General features: G+C 73.0%; 12 protein-coding genes and 1 tRNA gene. 5 read left to right on the top strand and 8 right to left on the bottom strand.

Annotated elements, in window-relative coordinates:
• Positions 1 to 90: 90 nt before the first annotated feature.
• Complete coding sequence (locus ABZW10_RS08060) at positions 91 to 930, top strand: MerR family transcriptional regulator (RefSeq protein WP_355361579.1); 840 nt, start codon at positions 91 to 93, stop codon at positions 928 to 930.
• On the top strand, positions 927 to 1,898 hold the full coding sequence (locus ABZW10_RS08055; RefSeq protein WP_355361577.1) for a BtrH N-terminal domain-containing protein: 972 nt from the start codon (positions 927 to 929) through the stop codon (positions 1,896 to 1,898). Before ABZW10_RS08060 ends, ABZW10_RS08055 begins: the two co-directional genes overlap by 4 nt.
• Here the strand turns inward: ABZW10_RS08055 and ABZW10_RS08050 are convergent.
• From ABZW10_RS08050 to ABZW10_RS08040, 3 genes are all read right to left on the bottom strand, one after another.
• Positions 1,895 to 2,353, bottom strand: coding sequence for a hypothetical protein (locus ABZW10_RS08050; protein ID WP_355361575.1), 459 nt, complete (start codon positions 2,351 to 2,353; stop codon positions 1,895 to 1,897). The genes ABZW10_RS08055 and ABZW10_RS08050 overlap by 4 nt on opposite strands.
• A gap of 112 nt (positions 2,354 to 2,465) precedes the next feature.
• The gene (locus tag ABZW10_RS08045; RefSeq protein WP_355361573.1) at positions 2,466 to 4,292 is read right to left on the bottom strand and encodes a 5'-nucleotidase C-terminal domain-containing protein; all 1,827 of its coding nucleotides are present in this window, start codon (positions 4,290 to 4,292) and stop codon (positions 2,466 to 2,468) included.
• 209 nt (positions 4,293 to 4,501) lie between these two features.
• Positions 4,502 to 5,149: a response regulator transcription factor gene (locus ABZW10_RS08040; protein WP_355362087.1), complete on the bottom strand. Its 648-nt coding sequence runs from the start codon at positions 5,147 to 5,149 to the stop codon at positions 4,502 to 4,504.
• A gap of 684 nt (positions 5,150 to 5,833) precedes the next feature.
• Here ABZW10_RS08040 and ABZW10_RS08035 point away from each other — a divergent pair.
• Positions 5,834 to 8,953: an AAA family ATPase gene (locus ABZW10_RS08035; RefSeq protein WP_355361571.1), complete on the top strand. Its 3,120-nt coding sequence runs from the start codon at positions 5,834 to 5,836 to the stop codon at positions 8,951 to 8,953.
• Positions 8,954 to 9,103: 150 nt separating this feature from the next.
• Here the strand turns inward: ABZW10_RS08035 and ABZW10_RS08030 are convergent, their stop codons facing one another.
• The 3 genes from ABZW10_RS08030 to ABZW10_RS08020 form a co-directional block, all read right to left on the bottom strand.
• Positions 9,104 to 9,349, bottom strand: coding sequence for a hypothetical protein (locus ABZW10_RS08030; protein ID WP_355361569.1), 246 nt, complete (start codon positions 9,347 to 9,349; stop codon positions 9,104 to 9,106).
• A 622-nt stretch (positions 9,350 to 9,971) separates the two neighbouring features.
• Positions 9,972 to 11,615: a substrate-binding domain-containing protein gene (locus ABZW10_RS08025; protein ID WP_355361567.1), complete on the bottom strand. Its 1,644-nt coding sequence runs from the start codon at positions 11,613 to 11,615 to the stop codon at positions 9,972 to 9,974.
• 32 nt (positions 11,616 to 11,647) lie between these two features.
• The gene (locus tag ABZW10_RS08020; protein WP_355361565.1) at positions 11,648 to 12,772 is read right to left on the bottom strand and encodes a substrate-binding domain-containing protein; all 1,125 of its coding nucleotides are present in this window, start codon (positions 12,770 to 12,772) and stop codon (positions 11,648 to 11,650) included.
• A gap of 283 nt (positions 12,773 to 13,055) precedes the next feature.
• On the opposite strand from ABZW10_RS08020, the gene pyk reads away from it, so the two are divergent.
• Positions 13,056 to 14,483, top strand: coding sequence for a pyruvate kinase (gene pyk / locus ABZW10_RS08015; RefSeq protein ID WP_355361563.1), 1,428 nt, complete (start codon positions 13,056 to 13,058; stop codon positions 14,481 to 14,483).
• Between the two features lie 46 nt (positions 14,484 to 14,529).
• Here the strand turns inward: pyk and ABZW10_RS08010 are convergent, their stop codons facing one another.
• Positions 14,530 to 15,318 (bottom strand): helix-turn-helix domain-containing protein, encoded by a 789-nt coding sequence (locus tag ABZW10_RS08010; RefSeq protein ID WP_355361561.1) that lies wholly within the window; start codon positions 15,316 to 15,318, stop codon positions 14,530 to 14,532.
• Positions 15,319 to 15,438: 120 nt separating this feature from the next.
• A tRNA-Leu gene (locus tag ABZW10_RS08005) sits at positions 15,439 to 15,512 on the bottom strand.
• A gap of 100 nt (positions 15,513 to 15,612) precedes the next feature.
• On the opposite strand from ABZW10_RS08005, the gene ABZW10_RS08000 reads away from it, so the two are divergent.
• Positions 15,613 to 16,275 (top strand): response regulator, encoded by a 663-nt coding sequence (locus ABZW10_RS08000; protein ID WP_355361559.1) that lies wholly within the window; start codon positions 15,613 to 15,615, stop codon positions 16,273 to 16,275.
• Positions 16,276 to 16,399: the final 124 nt, after the last annotated feature.

Here is a 16,399-nt window from a genome sequence, read left to right as displayed (position 1 = left end):
TCGCCCGCCGGCCGTCCCGGATGCCCGGACCGTGCCGGACGCCCCGACCGGAATGGACCCTCCCACGGCGGGAGGGTCCACGATGGGCCCGTGCGAGACCCAGACGACGTCCTGCGGGACGGCCTCCTCACCATCGGGCGCTTCGCCCGCCTCTGCCGGCTGAGCGTCAAACAGCTCCGCCACTACGACGACACCGGCCTGCTGCCACCGGCCCGGGTCGACCCCGCCACCGGCTACCGCTACTACGCCCCCGGGCAGGCCCGCGACGCGCTCACCGTCGCCCTGCTGCGCGAACTCGACGTGCCGCTCCCGGTGATCGCCGCGACCCTGGCGTCCGCCGAACCGGAGCGGGCCCGGCTGCTGAGGGCCGAACGCGACCGGGTCGCCGAGCGGATCACCCGTGACCGTGCCCGCCTGGAGCTGCTGGAACGCCTCGCCGACGGCGGCGGACTGCCCGGGTACGAGATCACCCTCGGGCGGGAGCCGCGGCGCCGGCTGGCCGTCGTCCGGGCGGTGGCCGGGCCGGGCGAGCTGGCGGAACGGATCGACGGGAGTGTCGGCCGGCTCCTGGCGGCGCTGGACGGCACGCCGTGGCGGCCCCCGCTGTGGGGGCTGTTCCCGCTGGACCTCGCGGACGGCATGCGGATCGCGGTCGGCGCGCAGAGCGCGGAGGAGGCGGACGCGCTGCCGGACGGGCTGGAGCGGGAGGTGCTGCCCGGCGGGCCGACGGTCGAGACGGTCCACCACGGCCCGTACACCCAACTTCCGCTCGCCTACCACGCGTTGATGGCCGCCGTGCACGAGCGCGGGCTGCGGCCGCTGGCGCCGGTGCGGGAGGCGTACCTGGTCGGGCCGGGGGAGGCCCCGGCGGAGGAGTGGACGACCCGGCTGGTGGTCCGGGTCGAGGAGCGGACGGAGGAGACGGCGTGACGAGGCCGCGGGCGGGCGAGCACTGCGAGACGACGACGCTGGACGTGCTGCTGAGCCACCAGGGCGTCGAACTGTCCGAGCCGATGCTGTTCGGGCTCGGGGCCGGGCTGTCGTTCGTCTACTGGGACGGCAAGGGCCTGGACTTCCCGTTCCTCGGCGGCCGGGTCAAGCCCTTCGAGCTGACCCGCGCCCTGGCGGCCAGGCTCGGGCTGGAGCTGGAGGTCCGGGAGACCGGGTCGGCCCGCCGGGCCTGGCAGAACGTGGCCGTCGAGCTGGACGCCGGTCACCCGGTCGGGCTCCAGCTGGACAGCTACCACCTGGAGTACTTCACCTCCCGGGTGCACTTCGGCGGGCACATCGTCGCGATGGAGGGCTACGACGCCGACCGCGCGCACCTGGTGGACACCGCGCAGCAGGGCGGCTCGGTCACCACCAGCCTGGCCTCGCTCGCGGCGGCGCGCGCCGAACGCGGCCCGATGACCGCCCGCCACCGCTCCTTCACGCTCGCCCCGCGCGGCGAACTCCCGGACCTGCGGGGCCTGCTGGCCCCGGCGATGGCCGACTGCGCGAGGGCGTTCCTGCACCCGCCGATCGCCAACCTCGGGCACCGCGGCATCGCGAAGGCCGCCGCCGCCGTGCCGGGCTGGCTGGCCCGGGCCGAGCAGCCCGCGCGCCAACTGCCGCAGGCCGCGCTGATGATGGAGCTGGCCGGGACCGGCGGCGCGCTGTTCCGCAACCTCTACCGGGACTTCCTCGGCGAGTGCGCCGAACTGCTCGGGGGCACCCGGGTGCGGACCGCCCACGAGCGGTACGCCGAGGCCGCGGCGGGCTGGACCGAGGTGGCCGCACTGGTCGCCGCGGCCGGGGAGTCCGGGGACACGGCGCCGCTGGAGCGGGCCGGGCGGCTGCTGGAGGACCTGGCGCGGATCGAACGCGAGGCGATGGGGGAGCTGGCCGCCCTGCGCTAGGCGGTTCCCGACACGCCCCGGGGGTCTCGGCAGCCGGTGGCCAGCTCGCCGATCCGGACGAGGGGGTCTCCGGAGCGTCGGCAGTGCCACCAGGCCTGCGCCCCGGCCGCGGCGGCCACCAGCGGGTGGGTGTGGCCGGGGCAGGCGGGCCACTGGACGAACTCGTGGCCGGTCAGGTGGTCCTGCACCCGCTCGGCGACGTACGCGGTGAGCGGGCCGGGCGGGAGGTAGGGATCTGTGTCCTGGGTGAACAGCATGCCCCGGTCGGACCCCAGGCCGAGCAGGAAGCCGCTGTAGTGGTCCTCGGAGAGCTCCCAGCGGACGCCGGCCGGGAGCCGGTCGCCGGCGGGCAGGTGCCGCAGGTCCCGGCCGACCCGGGCGCAGGCGTCGTGGAACTCGGCCGGCACGTCCGGCGGGGGAGTTCCGTCCAGGGGCCAGGCGGCGATGGTCCGCATGCCGTCAGGCTAGCCGGAAGAGAGCCGGAAGAGAGCCGGAAGGGGACGGGAAGGGGACCGGCCCCGGGGCGTGGACCCCGGGGCCGGCCGATGCCGCTGAGGGGCGGTTCGGTCAGAAGACCGGCCGGCCGGCCCGGACCAGGCGCCAGGACTCGCTGAAGAAGTCCGCCGGGTCGATGACGCCCTTCTCCTTCACCCAGGCGATCATCGCGTTGCGGATCTCGTCCGAGTTGGCCCACAGCTTCTGCGCGGCCGCGATGTGCGGGAAGTTGCCGCCGCCGTTGGCGCGGTAGTTGTTGACCGCGAGGACGAACTGGGCGTTCGGGTCGATCGGCTTGCCCTCGAAGGAGAGGTTGACGATCCGCGAGCCGACCGGCTGGGCGATGTCGATGTCGTACGAGACGCCGTACACCGCGTCGTAGTTGTAGTCCGGGGTGTTCTGCGCGTTGGTCAGGGTGGCCCGGTCGACCGGCGCGTCCGGGGCGAGCTGGGCGTAGTACTTCGCCGAGAACTCCAGGTAGTCCTTGATCTGGGCACCCGTCAGGATGCGGGCCTCCAGGGTGTTCTCGTAGATGTACAGGCCGGCCGCGTCGCGCAGCTTGACCTGGCCGGACGGGATCACCGCGGTGCGGTTGAACGGCGCGGCCTGGGCGAGCACCGGCAGCTTGGCGTACTGGCCGCCGGCCAGCGCGGCGCGCACCACGTCGGCCTGGACCCTGCCGATGAGGTCGATGATCGGGGTGTCCTTGAACGGGGCGTCGGCGATGGACAGCTCGATCCTGGAGGTGCCGATGACCTGGTTGACGTAGGCGACGACCTTCTTGTGCTGCTCGGTCATCAGGCCGACGATCTCCGGGTCCTCCGGGACGGTGTTGGAGTTCAGCACCCGGGAGGAGAGCGAGACGACCTTCCACGCGCCCTTGTCGAACTCGACCTCGAAGTCGAAGCAGGTCAGGCGCTGGCCCCAGCAGAGCGGCTCGGAGAGCACGACCGTCCTGCCGGTCTGCTTGTTGACGACCAGGCGCTGCGCGATCTCCTTGTGCGCGTGGCCCACCAGGACGGCGTCGATGCCCGGCACCTGCTCGGCCAGCGCCACCGAGGCGTTCTCCGCCCAGGGCAGCTGGTCGCCGTAGGAGGTGGCCTCGTCCATGCCGGAGTGGCAGGCGACCACGACGACGTCCGCGCCGGCGGCCCGGACCTTGGGCACCCAGGTCTTCGCGGTCTCGACGATGCCCGGGAAGGTCATCCTGCCGGCGACGTTGGCCTTGTCCCAGATCGCGATGCCCGGGTTGGTCAGGCCGACGATGCCGACCTTCAGGGCCGGGCCGTTGTCCAGCTTCAGCTTGCGGATCACGTACGGCGGGAAGGCCGGCTTGTCGTTGCGGGCGTTCAGCGCGTTGGCGCCCAGCAGCGGGAAGTCCAGCTGCTCCTCGTAGGCGCGCAGGGTGTCGATGCCGTAGTTGAACTCGTGGTTGCCGAGCGCGGCGGCGGTGTACTCCATGGTGTTCATGGCGAGCGCCATCGGGTGCTCGGGCGCGGTGTCGGCCTCGGTGGCGATCGGCTCGATCCGGGCGTAGTAGTACGTCAGCTGGGTGCCCTGGATGGTGTCACCGGCGTCGATGAGCAGGCAGCGGTCCCAGCCCTTCTCCTCGCGCACCTGCTTGGCGAGCGTGGAGATCTTGGCGAGGCCGACCTCGTTGTGCGCCTTGTCGGCGTAGACCGCGTCGGTGAAGTAGTCCCAGTTGAGCACCCGGCCGTGCAGGTCGGTGGTGCCCATCACGGTGAAGGCCTGGCGCTTGGTCCGGCCCTTGGCGCGGGCCTCGTCCGGTCCGGCCGCCGCGGCGGGGGTGGCGGCGGCGAGGGCGGCGCTGCTCGCGAGGGCGGCGCCGGCGGCGGTGGCGGCGGACCGGGTGACGAAGTCACGGCGGTTCAAGGACATTGGACGACTCTCCCGGGTGGGGACTGCGAACGGACCGTCAACAGTGACGCGCGTAGAAGTACGCGCGTAGCAGTGTGCCGTGCGGCCAGGCCGATGGATAGCCCCCGGACCTTTCCAACAGGTGAGATCTTGGCGACTCGTTCATGACGCGGGCGGGCAGGTGCCGCATGCCGCACCTGCCCGCCCGACGTGGCCCGAAAGGGGCCGATCTAGATGTAGCCCTCGCGGACCGCGTGGGCGACCGCGTGCGCCCGGTTGCGCAACTGCAGGCGGGTGGTCAGACCGTGCAGCACGTTCTTGACGGTCCGTTCCGAGTACGACAGCCGGGCCGCGATCTCCCCGGTGTCCCACCCCTCCGCGACCAGCCGCAGCACGTCCGACTCACGCTCCGACAGACCCGCCGGAGCCTGCCCCGGCATGCCCTGCACGGACCGCTGCAGCCGGCCCACCTGGGCGATCAGCCGGCCCTGCAGATCCGCCGGCAGGTCGCCGTCGCCCCGGGCGGCGGCCAGCACCGCCCGGCCCAGCCGCTCCGGCGTCGCCTCCCGGCGCCACAGGATCGCCGCCACCCCGCACTCGACGGCCTCCATCAACTCGGTCTCGCGCAGCCGCTCGACCACCAGCACCACCCGCTGGCCGGCCCCGCGCACCAGCCGCCGCAGGGCCGCCGTGGCGGCCGCGTCGGCCGACTCGGCGACCAGCACGGTGACCGTGCCCGGCGCGGCGGTCCCCGACGGGTCCACCACCGCGACCCCGGGGAAGCGGCGCAGCTGCGCCTCCGCCCCCGCCCGGGAGAGCGGATCGGCGGCCTGGACGGCGACCGGCACCGTCGAGGTACGGGCCGCCGCGCCGGCCACCGGCCGGGCCGCCCCCGCCGGAGCGCGGACCGGCCCGGCGGCGGACGCCTGGGAAGAGGTGGCCGCCACCGCGGTCGCACCCGACGCGTGCCCGGCCACGGCGACCCCGCGGGACGCCACCGGGCGCTGCGGCGGCACCGTACGCGTGGCGGACGCCGAAGCCCGCACCGCCGGACCACGGCGGTCGTACTCGGTGTGCAGAACAGTCAAATCTGGCCCCCTCCTGGAGAAGCCGGCCCGGCCACCCGGTAGACCCCGAACGTCGGGACGTTGCGCCCCACCCGGGACGGCCGGCCGTTTCGACGGCGATCCGGGAGCGCTGCCCGTGCCCCGGAAACTGCCACCATGCTTCCCGCCGGGGCAGCCTCCCGGCCATCGTGGTCCACCACGAGATCGGGCCCGCCGGGCAGTCCCCGCCGATCGGCGGGGGCAACGGTTCGGGCTCCGGCGGTGGTCAGAGGGACGGCGGCGGTGCCCGCACGGCAAGTGGAGGGTGTCCCTCCGGGCCGTTGTGCGGCTCGGCGGCCGGTCGGGCGGATCCGCCGCCTCACGGTGAGAACCGGACTCACCGGTAACGCGTGGTTAGCACGTCAAGCCGTTTTCCCGGTACAACGGCGGATGCTGCCCGTCCGGTCACCGGCGGAAGGCCGGGAAGGGCAGAAGGCGAGAGAGGAGCAACCGGGGATGAGTGCCATCACGTCCACCCACCTCGCGGAACGCGAACCACAGCTCAGGCTGATCGCGGACCGGGCCGAGGCCGCCCGCCGCGGCACCGGCCACCTGCTGCTGATCACCGGCGCCACCGGCACCGGCCGCACCGCGCTGCTCACCGAGGCCGCCCGCCGCGCCGCCGTCGACGGCACCGCCGTGCTGCGCGCCCGCTGCTCCGTCGAGGAGACCGCCACCCCCTACGCGGCCGCCCGCCAGCTCTTCGACACCGGCCCCACGCCCACCGGCCCCTACGACCACACCGCCCGGAGCGCGCCGCGGTCCGGGCCCGCGCCCGCGCCCGCGCCCGCGTTCACGCCCGCGCGCGCGTTCACGCCCGCCGGCGCCGACGGCGACGCCGAAACCGCCGAGGCCACCCTCTGGTCCCTGCTCCGCCTGCACGGCAGCCACCACCCGCTGGTGCTCGCCGTCGACGACATCCACCTCGCCGACGAGCCCTCCCGCCGCTGGCTGCGCCAGGTCGCCCGCCGCATCGACCGGCTCCCCGCCCTGCTGATCGTCACCGAACACCGGCAGGCCACCCTCGACACCCCGCCCGACCGCTTCGCCCGCGACCTCACCCCCGACCTCGCCACCACCCTGCGGCTCGCCCCGCTCGGCACCCCCGCCGCCGTCCGGATCGCCCGGCAGCGCCTCGGACCCGGCACGCCCCCCGGGCTCGCCGCCGACTGCGCCCGCGCCAGCGGCGGCAACCCGCTGCTGCTCACCGCGCTGCTCACCGACCTCGCGGCGGGCGAGGCGGACCCGGCGGACCCGGCCGACGGCGACGGCGACGCCGTCCTGCCCGCCGTCCTGCCCGCCGCCCTGCCCGAACGCTGCGGCGCCCTGCCCGGCGGCGCCTTCGCCGAAGCCGTCGACACCTGGCTGCACGGCGCCGGCCCCCAGGCCGTCACCGCCGCCCGCGTCCTCGCCCGGATGCGCGAACACCCCGCCGCCGACACCACCCCCGCCCCCGGAACCCCGCACCTCGACCCCGTCCCGCTGATCGCCGAACTCACCGCCGCCGACCCCGGCCGACTCGCCGGCTGGCTCGCCCACCTCACCCTCCACCGCCACCTCGAAACCCCCGGCCCCGGCCACTGGCCCCGCTTCGCCCACCCCCTGCTCGCCGACGCCGTCCTCACCGGACACGCCCCCGGCCACCGCGCCGAAGTCCACCTCGCCGCCGCCGAACACCTCCACCGCACCGGCGCCCCCGACGAAACCGTCGCCGGCCACCTGCTGCTCACCCCCGCCCCCACCCCCCGCTGGGCCGCCGACACCCTGCGCCGCGCCGCCCGCAAGGCCGCCGAGGCCGACCACCCCGCCGACGCCGCCGCCCTGCTGCGCCGCGTCCTCGCCGAACCCCTCAGCGACCGCCAGCGCGGCCTGCTGCTCACCGAACTCGGCAGCCTCGAAGTCACCCTCGGCCCCGCCGAACGCACCGTCGGCCTGCGCCACCTCGCCGAGGCCGTCCACCTCCAGCAGACCGACGAAGGCGTCTTCCGCGCCGCCAACACCCTCGGCGCCGTCCTCGCCACCCGCGGCGACACCGCCGCCGCCCTCGAACTCATGGACGAACTCGCCCACCGCTTCGTCGACCAGGAGGACGTCCTCCACGCCGTCCAGGCCGCCACCGCCCAGATCGCCGCCCACGACGGCCGCAGCTGGCTCCAGGTCGTCGAAGGCGTCCAGCGCCTCGCCACCCGCACCCCCCAACGCCTCGCCCCACCCGCCTTCGCCCTGCTCACCGAGTTCGACGCCACCAGCGGCCTGCTCTCCGCCACCGAGGTCGCCGCACGCATCCAGGAACTCGACGCCGCCCCCGTCGACCCGCTCTGCCGCTCCTACCTGCTGGTCTCCCTCGCCACCCTCTCCCAGTGGGCCGACCTCCTCGACCAGGCCGACGAGATCGTCGCCCGCGGCTTCGCCTGCTACCGCGGCGGCCCCCTCGACCCCGGCTACCAGTGCCTGCTCAGCGTCCGCGCCGAGACCAGGATCATGCGCGGCGAGTACCAGGCCCTGCTCGACGACTACGCCCTCACCGCCCCCGGCTCCACCCCCGCGGCCTCCGTCGCGGCACCCGTCCCCGCACTCCGCCAGGCCACCCCCTGGGGACCGTCCGGACTGCCCCGGCCGCGCCCCTGGGACGCCCCCGGCCTCCCCGACGCCGCCCCCGGCCCCTCCTGGTGGGCCCCCGCACCCCACCCCGCCACCGAGGACACCACCCCCGGCCGCTACGCCGAACTCCTCGGCCAGCAGAACGCCCACCTCGTCGCCCAGAGCGTCATCGCCCTCGTCGAGACCGGCCGCCTCTGGCAGGCCCATGGCCTCGCCCGCGCCGTCGCCGCCGACCGCGCCCAGGACTCCTGGGAATGGAACGAGTACCTCTACGCCCGCGGCCTGCTCCGGCTGGCCTCCGGCGAACCCGCCGAAGCCCTCGCCGACCTGCTCGAATGCGGCCGCCGCCAAAGCGAACGCCAGGTCCACAGCCCCATCGTCACCCCCTGGCGCTCCGTCGCCGCCGAATGCCACCTCCAACTCGGCGAACCCGGACCCGCCGTCGCCCTCGCCGAGGACGAACTGCGGCTCGCCCGCGTCTGGGGCACCCCCCGCGTCGTCGGCCGCGCCCTGCGCTCCCTCGCCGCCGCCACCGGCGGACGCCACGGTCTCGACCTCGCCACCGAAGCCGTCCACCTGCTGCGCGAGGCCGAGATCGACACCGAACTCATCCCCGCCCTCATCACCCACGGCCGCCTGCTCGGCGACGGCGGACGGCGCGGCGCCGCCCGCCGCGCCCTGCGCGAGGCCGCCGGCCGCGCCGAACGCCTCGGCGCCGTCCGCCACCGCGCCGCCGCCCTGGAGTCGCTGCGCGCCTCCGGCGCCCGCATCGGCCGCGCCGACCACGCCGGCGCGGAGGCGCTCACCGACAGCGAACTGCGCATCTGCCGCCTCGCCGCCGCCGGGCACTCCAACGCCGAGATCGCCGCCATGCTCCACCTGGCGGTCCGCACGGTCGAGACCCACCTCACCAACAGCTTCCGCAAACTGGGCGTGCGCCGCCGCCTCGAACTGTCCGGCGCCCTGGAGGCCTGACCGCCCTGGAGGCCTGACAGGGGAGCGTCGGCGGCGGCACGGGGCGGTGCCGGTGGGGCCAGGGGGCCGACGGCGGCCGGAACGCGGGCGGCCGTCACGCGGGCGGCCGGCCCCGGGGCGTGCGGGCCGGGGCCGGCCGTGGGGCTCTGGTCAGGACGCCGGGACCAGGGCGGCCATCTCGTCCACCGCGCGGGCCAGTTCGGCCGCCGGGTCCGCCCCGTCCGGCACCCACGGCTGCCAGGTGAGCGCCCGCAGGTAGCCGTCCACCGCCAGCGGCAGCCGACGGCGGACGATCGGCTCCGTGGTCGGCCCCGGCCCGGCCGTGCGCAAGCGCACCAGCAGACCCGGCACGTTCGCCGCCGGCGGCAGCGGCGCCGAGCCGACGAACGCCGCCAACTCCTCCAACTGCGGCCAGATCCGCGGCGCAGGCGGGGCCGCCGCCCGAGCCGTCGACGGAGCCTCCGACGCCGCCGCGGCCGGGGCCCTCAGCGGCGCGGAGCGACCGTGCAGGTGACCCGGCGGACTCGCCGCGACGGAGTGCCCCGCCACCTCCGACGACAGCGCGGGACCGAGGCCGCGCCGGTCGGGCTCGGACGGCGACGGGGAGGTGCCGAGCCTCGGGCCCGGCCCGGACCCGCCCCCGGACCCGCGGTCCGAGCCGGCCTGCGAGCCCGTGTCCGTGTCCGAGCCGCCCGCGGAGCCGTTCCCGTCCCCACCGCCCCCGCCCCCGCGCCGCGCGGACCGGTCGTCGCCGGGATCCTTCGGCCACAGGAACACCGTCGCGAGGTACGACCCCGCCGCTATCAGCAGCCACATCGCCGGCGGAGCCTGCAGGAAGTAGGCGGCCGTCCCCGTGGCCACACCCGCTCCACCGGCGACGGAGTAGCGGGTGGAGTTCAGGTACGTCCGGACCCGGCCGCCGGAACCACCGGGCCCACCGGAACCGCCGGGCCCACCGGAACCGCCGGAACCGGCGGGCCCACCAGGCCCGCCGGTCCCACCGCTCACGCCACCACCGTTACTGGTAGCCACGAATCTCCTCGAACGCCCCGTCCAGCGAACCCGTCCCGTCGAACAACTTGCCGCCGGTCAGGTCCGCGATCCCCTGCAACTGGCCCTTCGCCGCGTCGCCGAACAGGATCGGGAACACCGGCACCGACCGCTGCGCCGGCGAGAGCCCGCCGTAGTAGGTCCGGAACTCCTGGTCCGTCGCCCCCTCGTTGCTCTCCCCGTCCGTCATCAGCACGATCGACGTGAAGCGGTCGTCCTTGGCCGCCGACTGCTGGCGCTCGATCACCTGGTACGCCGCCTCCAACGACGAGTACACCGCCGTACCACCGCTCGCCGACAGCGCCTGGACGTCCCCGTCGATCGCCTTCAACTCCTTCTGGGAGTCCGATCCGGGCGGCACCGAGTGCGTCTTCGTCGACTTCACCTTCCCCGCGAACGAGATCAGCGTGACCTCCTCGCGGTCCCGGAACCGCCGCACCCCCCGGGTGTCGTCGGCACCCGTCAGCCGGCCCATCGCCGACTTCAGCGACGCCAGCCGGGCCCCGTCCATCGACCCCGAGGTGTCCAGCACGTACACCGTCCGCGACGGCCGCCGCAGCTCGTTCTGGTACGAGGACAGCAACCCGTCCGCCACCGCCCGGGTGCCCGGGAACGGCAGCTCGTGCAACCGCTCCGTCGGCAGGCCCGCCGCCGGGGTCGTCCCGGGCGCGACCGGCCGGCGCAGCGTCAGCTCCGAGATCCGCTTCTGCACGTCCTCCTTCAGCAGGTAGGCGGTGAGCCGCTGGAACGACTCCCGCTCCCGCTGCTGCGCCGAACTCAGCAGGGTCAACGGATAGTTCGCCGAGATCACGCCGTCCGTCGGGCGGACCACGGTGAGCTGCTGCGGGGCGGGCAACTGCTTGTTCAGCGACAGCAGCACCGACTCGTAGTTCACCAGCGCCCCGACCGACCCCTGCTCCACCCGGCTGTACGCCTGGGCCAGCCAGCCGGACGAACCCGAGGTGAGCTTCTGCCCGGCGAAGAACTGCTTCAGCTGCGGCGCCGCCTTCTGCACATCCGCCTCGGTCAGCGCGGACGTCGCCCCCGAGAACGCCGAGGCGACCGAGACCAGCGCGGAGAAGCCCGAGTTGGACCGCGACGGGTCCGCCATCCCGTACGACAGCTTCCCCGACGCCGCGGCCTCCGCCAGGTTGCCCCAGGTCACCTTCGAACCGTCGCCCCACGACAGGTCGTTGAGCACCGAGGAACGGATGCCGAAGGCGACCGGGGAGACCATGACCGGAGTCTCGGAGAGCAGCTTCGACCTGCTCCCCTCGTCCAGGTGCAGATACTGGTTCGACGGGAACCAGATCGCGTCGTACTTGCCGTCCGCCTTGCCCGAGGACACCGCGTCCGCGCCGTCCAGCGAACCCGTCCAGGCGAACTGCACATTCACCCCGGTGGCCTTCTGGGCCTCCTCCAGCACCGGCGCCATGTCCTGCAGCTCACTGCCGGCGAGCACCCGCAGCACCCCCGGCTGCGCGCTCGGCGCCGGCGGGTTGCTCGGCCCCGTCGGGGTCGTCGTCGACCCGGGCCCGGACGTGCACGCCGTCACCGTCGCCACCAGCAGGGCCAGCCCGACGGCCAGGCCCCGAACACCGCTCTTGCGCATCGTCCCTGCTCCCGTCCCCATGTCCCCCGTCATCACTTCTTCGCGGCCTGGACCAGGCTCTTCATGACCTCCGGCGTCGGCACGCGGGCCGGATGGATCTGCGCCGCCCCCAGATCCGGCGCGAACGCGAACCGGGGGTTGCCCTGCGTGGTGCCGAGACCGCGCACCTTCGCCGCGAACTCCTCCGTGCCGGCCACGCCGCCCGAGGGCCGGAACCCGTACTTGACCTCCAGCTCCCGCAGCTTCGGGTCATCGGTCAGGACCTTGCCGAGCCGCTGCCCGTTGTCGGTGAACCAGACGAGCGTGTGGTCCGAGAAGATGGTGGTGTCGGGGTAGAGCATCACCATGTCCGGCGGCGCGCCGTGGTTCAGGGTCAGGTCGAGCGCCTGGGACTCGTACGCGAGCACCAGCGGATGGCCGGTGTTGGAGACGAAGTCGTTGAACGGCTCCTCCGTGGAGTTCTTCATGCTCCCCTGCTTGTTGATCGCGTTCCTCAGCGCCGGCCCGATGGCGGCCACGGTCGCGTCGTCCGTCACCACGTGCTCGTTGTTCAGCAGGTAGGCGACCATCGCGATGTAGAGCGTGCCGGACGAGGAGGTCTCGGGATTCGTGGTGGCCAGGAAGATGTCCCCACTGAGGGAACCGGGCCGGTTGGCCGCGTTGAGCTGGTCCCACCTCTGCCCGGCGCCGACCGCCTTGAGGAACTCCGCCATCGAGAACGTCCAGACGTTGGACTTCGGATCCTGCTGCGCCAGCTTGTTCTCCTTGAGGACGTTGGCGACGTCCGCGTGCGTGACGATCACCAGCGGCGAGTAGAACGGCCGGGCCAGGGTCCCGGACACCCCGTTCTTCTGCGCGATCTCGTCGGCCGGCAGCTGGCTGGCGGGGAAGACGAAGTCCGCCGACCCCTTCTTGACGTCGGTCATCTGCCAGGAGCCCGCGCTGGCCACGCTGACGTCCAGCCCCTGCTTGGCCAGCGCGGCCTTGACCTCGGGGTCCTGGAAGAACGCGGTCTTCTCCGACCCGACCACGCCGGTGATCTTGGCGATGGGCGGCGGATCGTCGTTGTCGGGCTTGAGCATTTGCAGGACCGTGAACACCAGGCCGCCGACCACCAGCAGCGCCATCGCGGCCCCGAACCACGCACCACGCCTCATACCGGACGCTTCCCCCTCGTTGGAACCACTTCCGGAGCCCGGCATCGTACCGGGGTGAAGAGCGTCCCGCCGCGCCACGTGCGGCGGCGGAAGTGACGATGAACCAGAGGTGAACACACCTTCACGGGTTGGCATCAGGGAACGGGCGCGGACGACTCCGGGGAACCTCTCGCACGTCGGTCCGACGTTGTGTCAGATTGTTCAACTCTCCTTACGGCAACGGCCATCCCGTTGTCCGGACCCGCATCGTCGTTACGCGCCGGTAATGCCTACTCTCAGCAGTATGCGCCGAGCAAAAATCGTCTGTACCCTCGGGCCCGCCACCGACACCTACGACCAGATCAAGTCCCTGGTCGATGCCGGGATGGACATCGCCCGATTGAATCTGAGCCACGGCTCCCACACCGAGCACGAGGAGCGCTACCGCCGGGTCCGCAAGGTCGCGGACGAGACCGGCCGCAGCGTCGGCGTGCTGGCCGACCTTCAAGGCCCGAAGATCCGCCTCGGCACCTTCGCCGAGGGTCCGGTACTTCTCGAACGCGGCGACGAGTTCACCATCTCCACCGACAACGGCGTCGACGGAGACCAGAACGGCTGCGGCACCACCTACCCCGGCCTCGCCGGGGACGTCACCGTCGGCGAGCTGATCCTCGTCGACGACGGGCGGGTCACCCTGGAGGTCGTCGAGGTGGCCGGACCGCGGGTCCGCTGCGTCGTCGTCGAGGGCGGCCTGGTCTCCGACCACAAGGGCCTCAACCTCCCCGGGGTCGCCGTCTCGGTGCCCGCGCTCAGCGAGAAGGACGTCGCCGACCTGCGCTGGGCCCTGCGGGCCGGGGTCGACCTGGTCGCGCTCTCCTTCGTCCGCACCGGGCGGGACGTCGAGGACGTCCACCGGGTGATGGACGAGGAGGGGCGCCGGGTCCCGGTCATCGCCAAGATCGAGAAGCCGCAGGCGGTGCAGAACCTCGACTCCATCGTCGACCGCTTCGACGGCATCATGGTGGCCCGCGGCGACCTGGGCGTCGAGATGCCGCTGGAGGAGGTGCCGATGGTCCAGAAGCGGGCCGTCGCGCTCGCCCGGCGGAACGCCAAGCCGGTCATCGTGGCGACCCAGATGCTCGACTCGATGATCAACTCCTCCCGCCCCACCCGCGCCGAGGCCTCCGACGTCGCCAACGCCGTCCTCGACGGCACCGACGCGGTGATGCTCTCCGGCGAGACCTCGGTCGGGAAGTACCCGTCCGAGACGGTCCGCACGATGGGGCGGATCATCGAGGCCGCCGAGCAGGACATCCTCGCCGACGGGCTGTCCCCGCTCACCCCGAGCAACAAGCCCCGCACCCAGGGCGGCGCCGTCGCCCGGGCGGCCGCGGAGATCGGTGACTTCCTGCACGCCAAGTACCTGGTCGCCTTCACCCAGTCCGGCGACACCGCCCGCCGGCTGGCCCGCTACCGCTCGCCGATCCCCGTCCTCGCCTTCACCTACGAACCGGCCGTCCGCAGCCAACTCGCCCTCACCTGGGGCGTGGAGACCTTCCTCGGCCCCTTCGCCCCCACCACCGACGAGATGGTCGAGCAGGTCGACGCCGCCCTGCTCTCCCTCGGCCGCTGCCGCAAGGGCGACATCGTCGTCATCACCGCCGGCTCCCCGCCCGGCCTCGCCGGCTCCACCAACCTCGTCCGCGTCCACCACGTCGGCACCCTGGACTGATCCACCCCACCCGCCGCGGCCCTCGTGCACGGGGGTCGCGGCGGCGTCAGTACTTGGGGCCGATGTGGGCGTCCATCAACGCCACGGACTCCTTGCGGGCGACGGAGATGTTGACCTGGCCGGTCGGCCGGGGGACCGAGGCCTTCCACTGCACGCCGACGGCGTCGAGCGTGTCGGTGAAGAGGCGGATGATGTCGGTCGAGGTGTTGGTGAAGAAGTAGCGCGGGTACTCGTAGCGCTTCTGGACGCCGCCGACGGTGCGGGTCGTCCAGTTGGTGATCCGGCAGCCGTCGGAGTGGATCAGGCCGCGCAGGAACTCCCAGGGGTGGGCGTCGACGATCTCCTGCTGCCAGGGCTCCAGGGCTATGGTGCGCTCGTGCTTCCTGCCGGGGCCGTGCTGGGGGAAGTAGCAGGTCAGGTGATTCGAGTAGACCTTGACGTCGCGGCAGCCGGTGCGTCGGACCCGGCAGGGCGTGTTGTTCGGGAGCACCTGGCGCATGGCCTGCTCGACGGAGTCGATGATGCCCGGCCACTTCTCGTCGCACGTGATCTGAAGACTCTGGGTGCTGCGGCATTCGCTGGGCAGGAGGATGTAGCCGTCCCCGAGGTAGAGGCCCAGGAGATAGGCGTAGGCGGGGCGGTCCAGCCGGTCGCCGTGGCAGTGCACGCAGGCGGAGCGCTTGCGGCCGGGGAGCTTGCCGCGCCTGGCGAGATCATGGTGCTTCCAGGCTCCGACGGTGCCCGAGGGGACTCCGAGGCGGCGGGCGACTTCGCAGTTGCGGATGCCCTGGCGCAGAAGGTGGACGGCTTCTTCGCGAGTGGATCGAACGGCCATACGGGTGATCTTCGAATCCCCTGAGCCGAACGTGCGGGCGAACGGAATGGTTTCCACTCGAACGAATGAAGATCGCCAACTATTAGGTTGCCCTAAGTGGCTTTCGAATCGAAGGAAAAGTACCCCGGGTGGGATTCGAACCCACGCTGGATGGTGTTTGAGACCATTGCCTCTAACCTCTGGGCTACCGGGGCATCCACAGATTCGAAGGTTGCCCCCGACCCTGCTTGAACTCAAACATACCGTGTCTGGGTACCCTCGTGCATGCAGTACCCCGCCGGAACGAGGAGCCCCGTGAGCACCGCCGACGAGCAGGCCGAGCCGCTTGAGACCGATTCGCCCCAGATCACCCGGATTGTGATCGCCGAGGACGAGGCGCTGATCCGTCTCGATCTGAAGGAGATGCTGGAGGAGGAGGGGTACACCGTCGTCGGGGAGGCCGGGGACGGAGCCACGGCGGTCCGGTTGGTGCAGGAGCTGAAGCCGGATCTGGCGATCCTGGACGTGAAGATGCCGGTGCTGGACGGGTTGTCCGCGGCCGAGCAGATCCATGAGCAGCACCTGGCGCCGGTGCTGATGCTGACCGCGTTCTCGCAGCGGGAGCTGGTGGACCGGGCGCGGGACGCGGGGGCGATGGCGTACATCGTCAAGCCGTTCTCCAAGAGCGACCTGGTGCCCGCGATCGAGATGGCGGTGTCCCGGTACACGGAGATGCGGACGCTGGAGGAGGAGATCGCGGATCTCACCCAGCGGCTGGAGACCCGGAAGCTGGTGGACCGCGCGAAGAGCGTGCTGCAGACCAAGTTCGGGCTGAACGAGCCGGCCGCGTTCCGGTGGATCCAGAAGACGTCGATGGACCGCCGGATGACGATGGCGGCGGTGGCCGAGGCGGTCATCGAGGAGGGCGCCGCGCAGGACCGGAAGAAGGCCGAGGAGGCCGAGGGTTCGGCGGAGTAGCGATGGGGAGGGGCCCGGCACACGCGGATGCTGTTGGTGAATTGTGATTGATCGCCTGCGGTGAGTGATGCCGGTCTCCGAGACTTGTCTCGGAGACCGGCGTTTCGTCGTTGTGGGGGTGTGT

Origin of the sequence: Kitasatospora sp. NPDC004723 (assembly GCF_040609255.1) — a bacterium.
Classification (GTDB): Bacteria; Actinomycetota; Actinomycetes; order Streptomycetales; family Streptomycetaceae; genus Kitasatospora.
The sequence above is the reverse complement of the archived record's forward strand: the minus strand, read 5'-3'. Positions and strand labels throughout refer to the sequence as shown.

Excerpts from the sequence above, each read along its gene's own strand:
- pyk (WP_355361563.1), top strand. The coding sequence starts at position 13,056 with ATGCGCCGAGCAAAAATCGTCTGTACCCTCGGGCCCGCCACCGACACC.
- ABZW10_RS08010 (WP_355361561.1), bottom strand. The coding sequence starts at position 15,318 with ATGGCCGTTCGATCCACTCGCGAAGAAGCCGTCCACCTTCTGCGCCAG.
- ABZW10_RS08035 (WP_355361571.1), top strand. The coding sequence starts at position 5,834 with ATGAGTGCCATCACGTCCACCCACCTCGCGGAACGCGAACCACAGCTC.
- ABZW10_RS08020 (WP_355361565.1), bottom strand. The coding sequence starts at position 12,772 with ATGAGGCGTGGTGCGTGGTTCGGGGCCGCGATGGCGCTGCTGGTGGTC.
- ABZW10_RS08025 (WP_355361567.1), bottom strand. The coding sequence starts at position 11,615 with ATGCGCAAGAGCGGTGTTCGGGGCCTGGCCGTCGGGCTGGCCCTGCTG.
- ABZW10_RS08045 (WP_355361573.1), bottom strand. The coding sequence starts at position 4,292 with ATGTCCTTGAACCGCCGTGACTTCGTCACCCGGTCCGCCGCCACCGCC.
- ABZW10_RS08050 (WP_355361575.1), bottom strand. The coding sequence starts at position 2,353 with ATGCGGACCATCGCCGCCTGGCCCCTGGACGGAACTCCCCCGCCGGAC.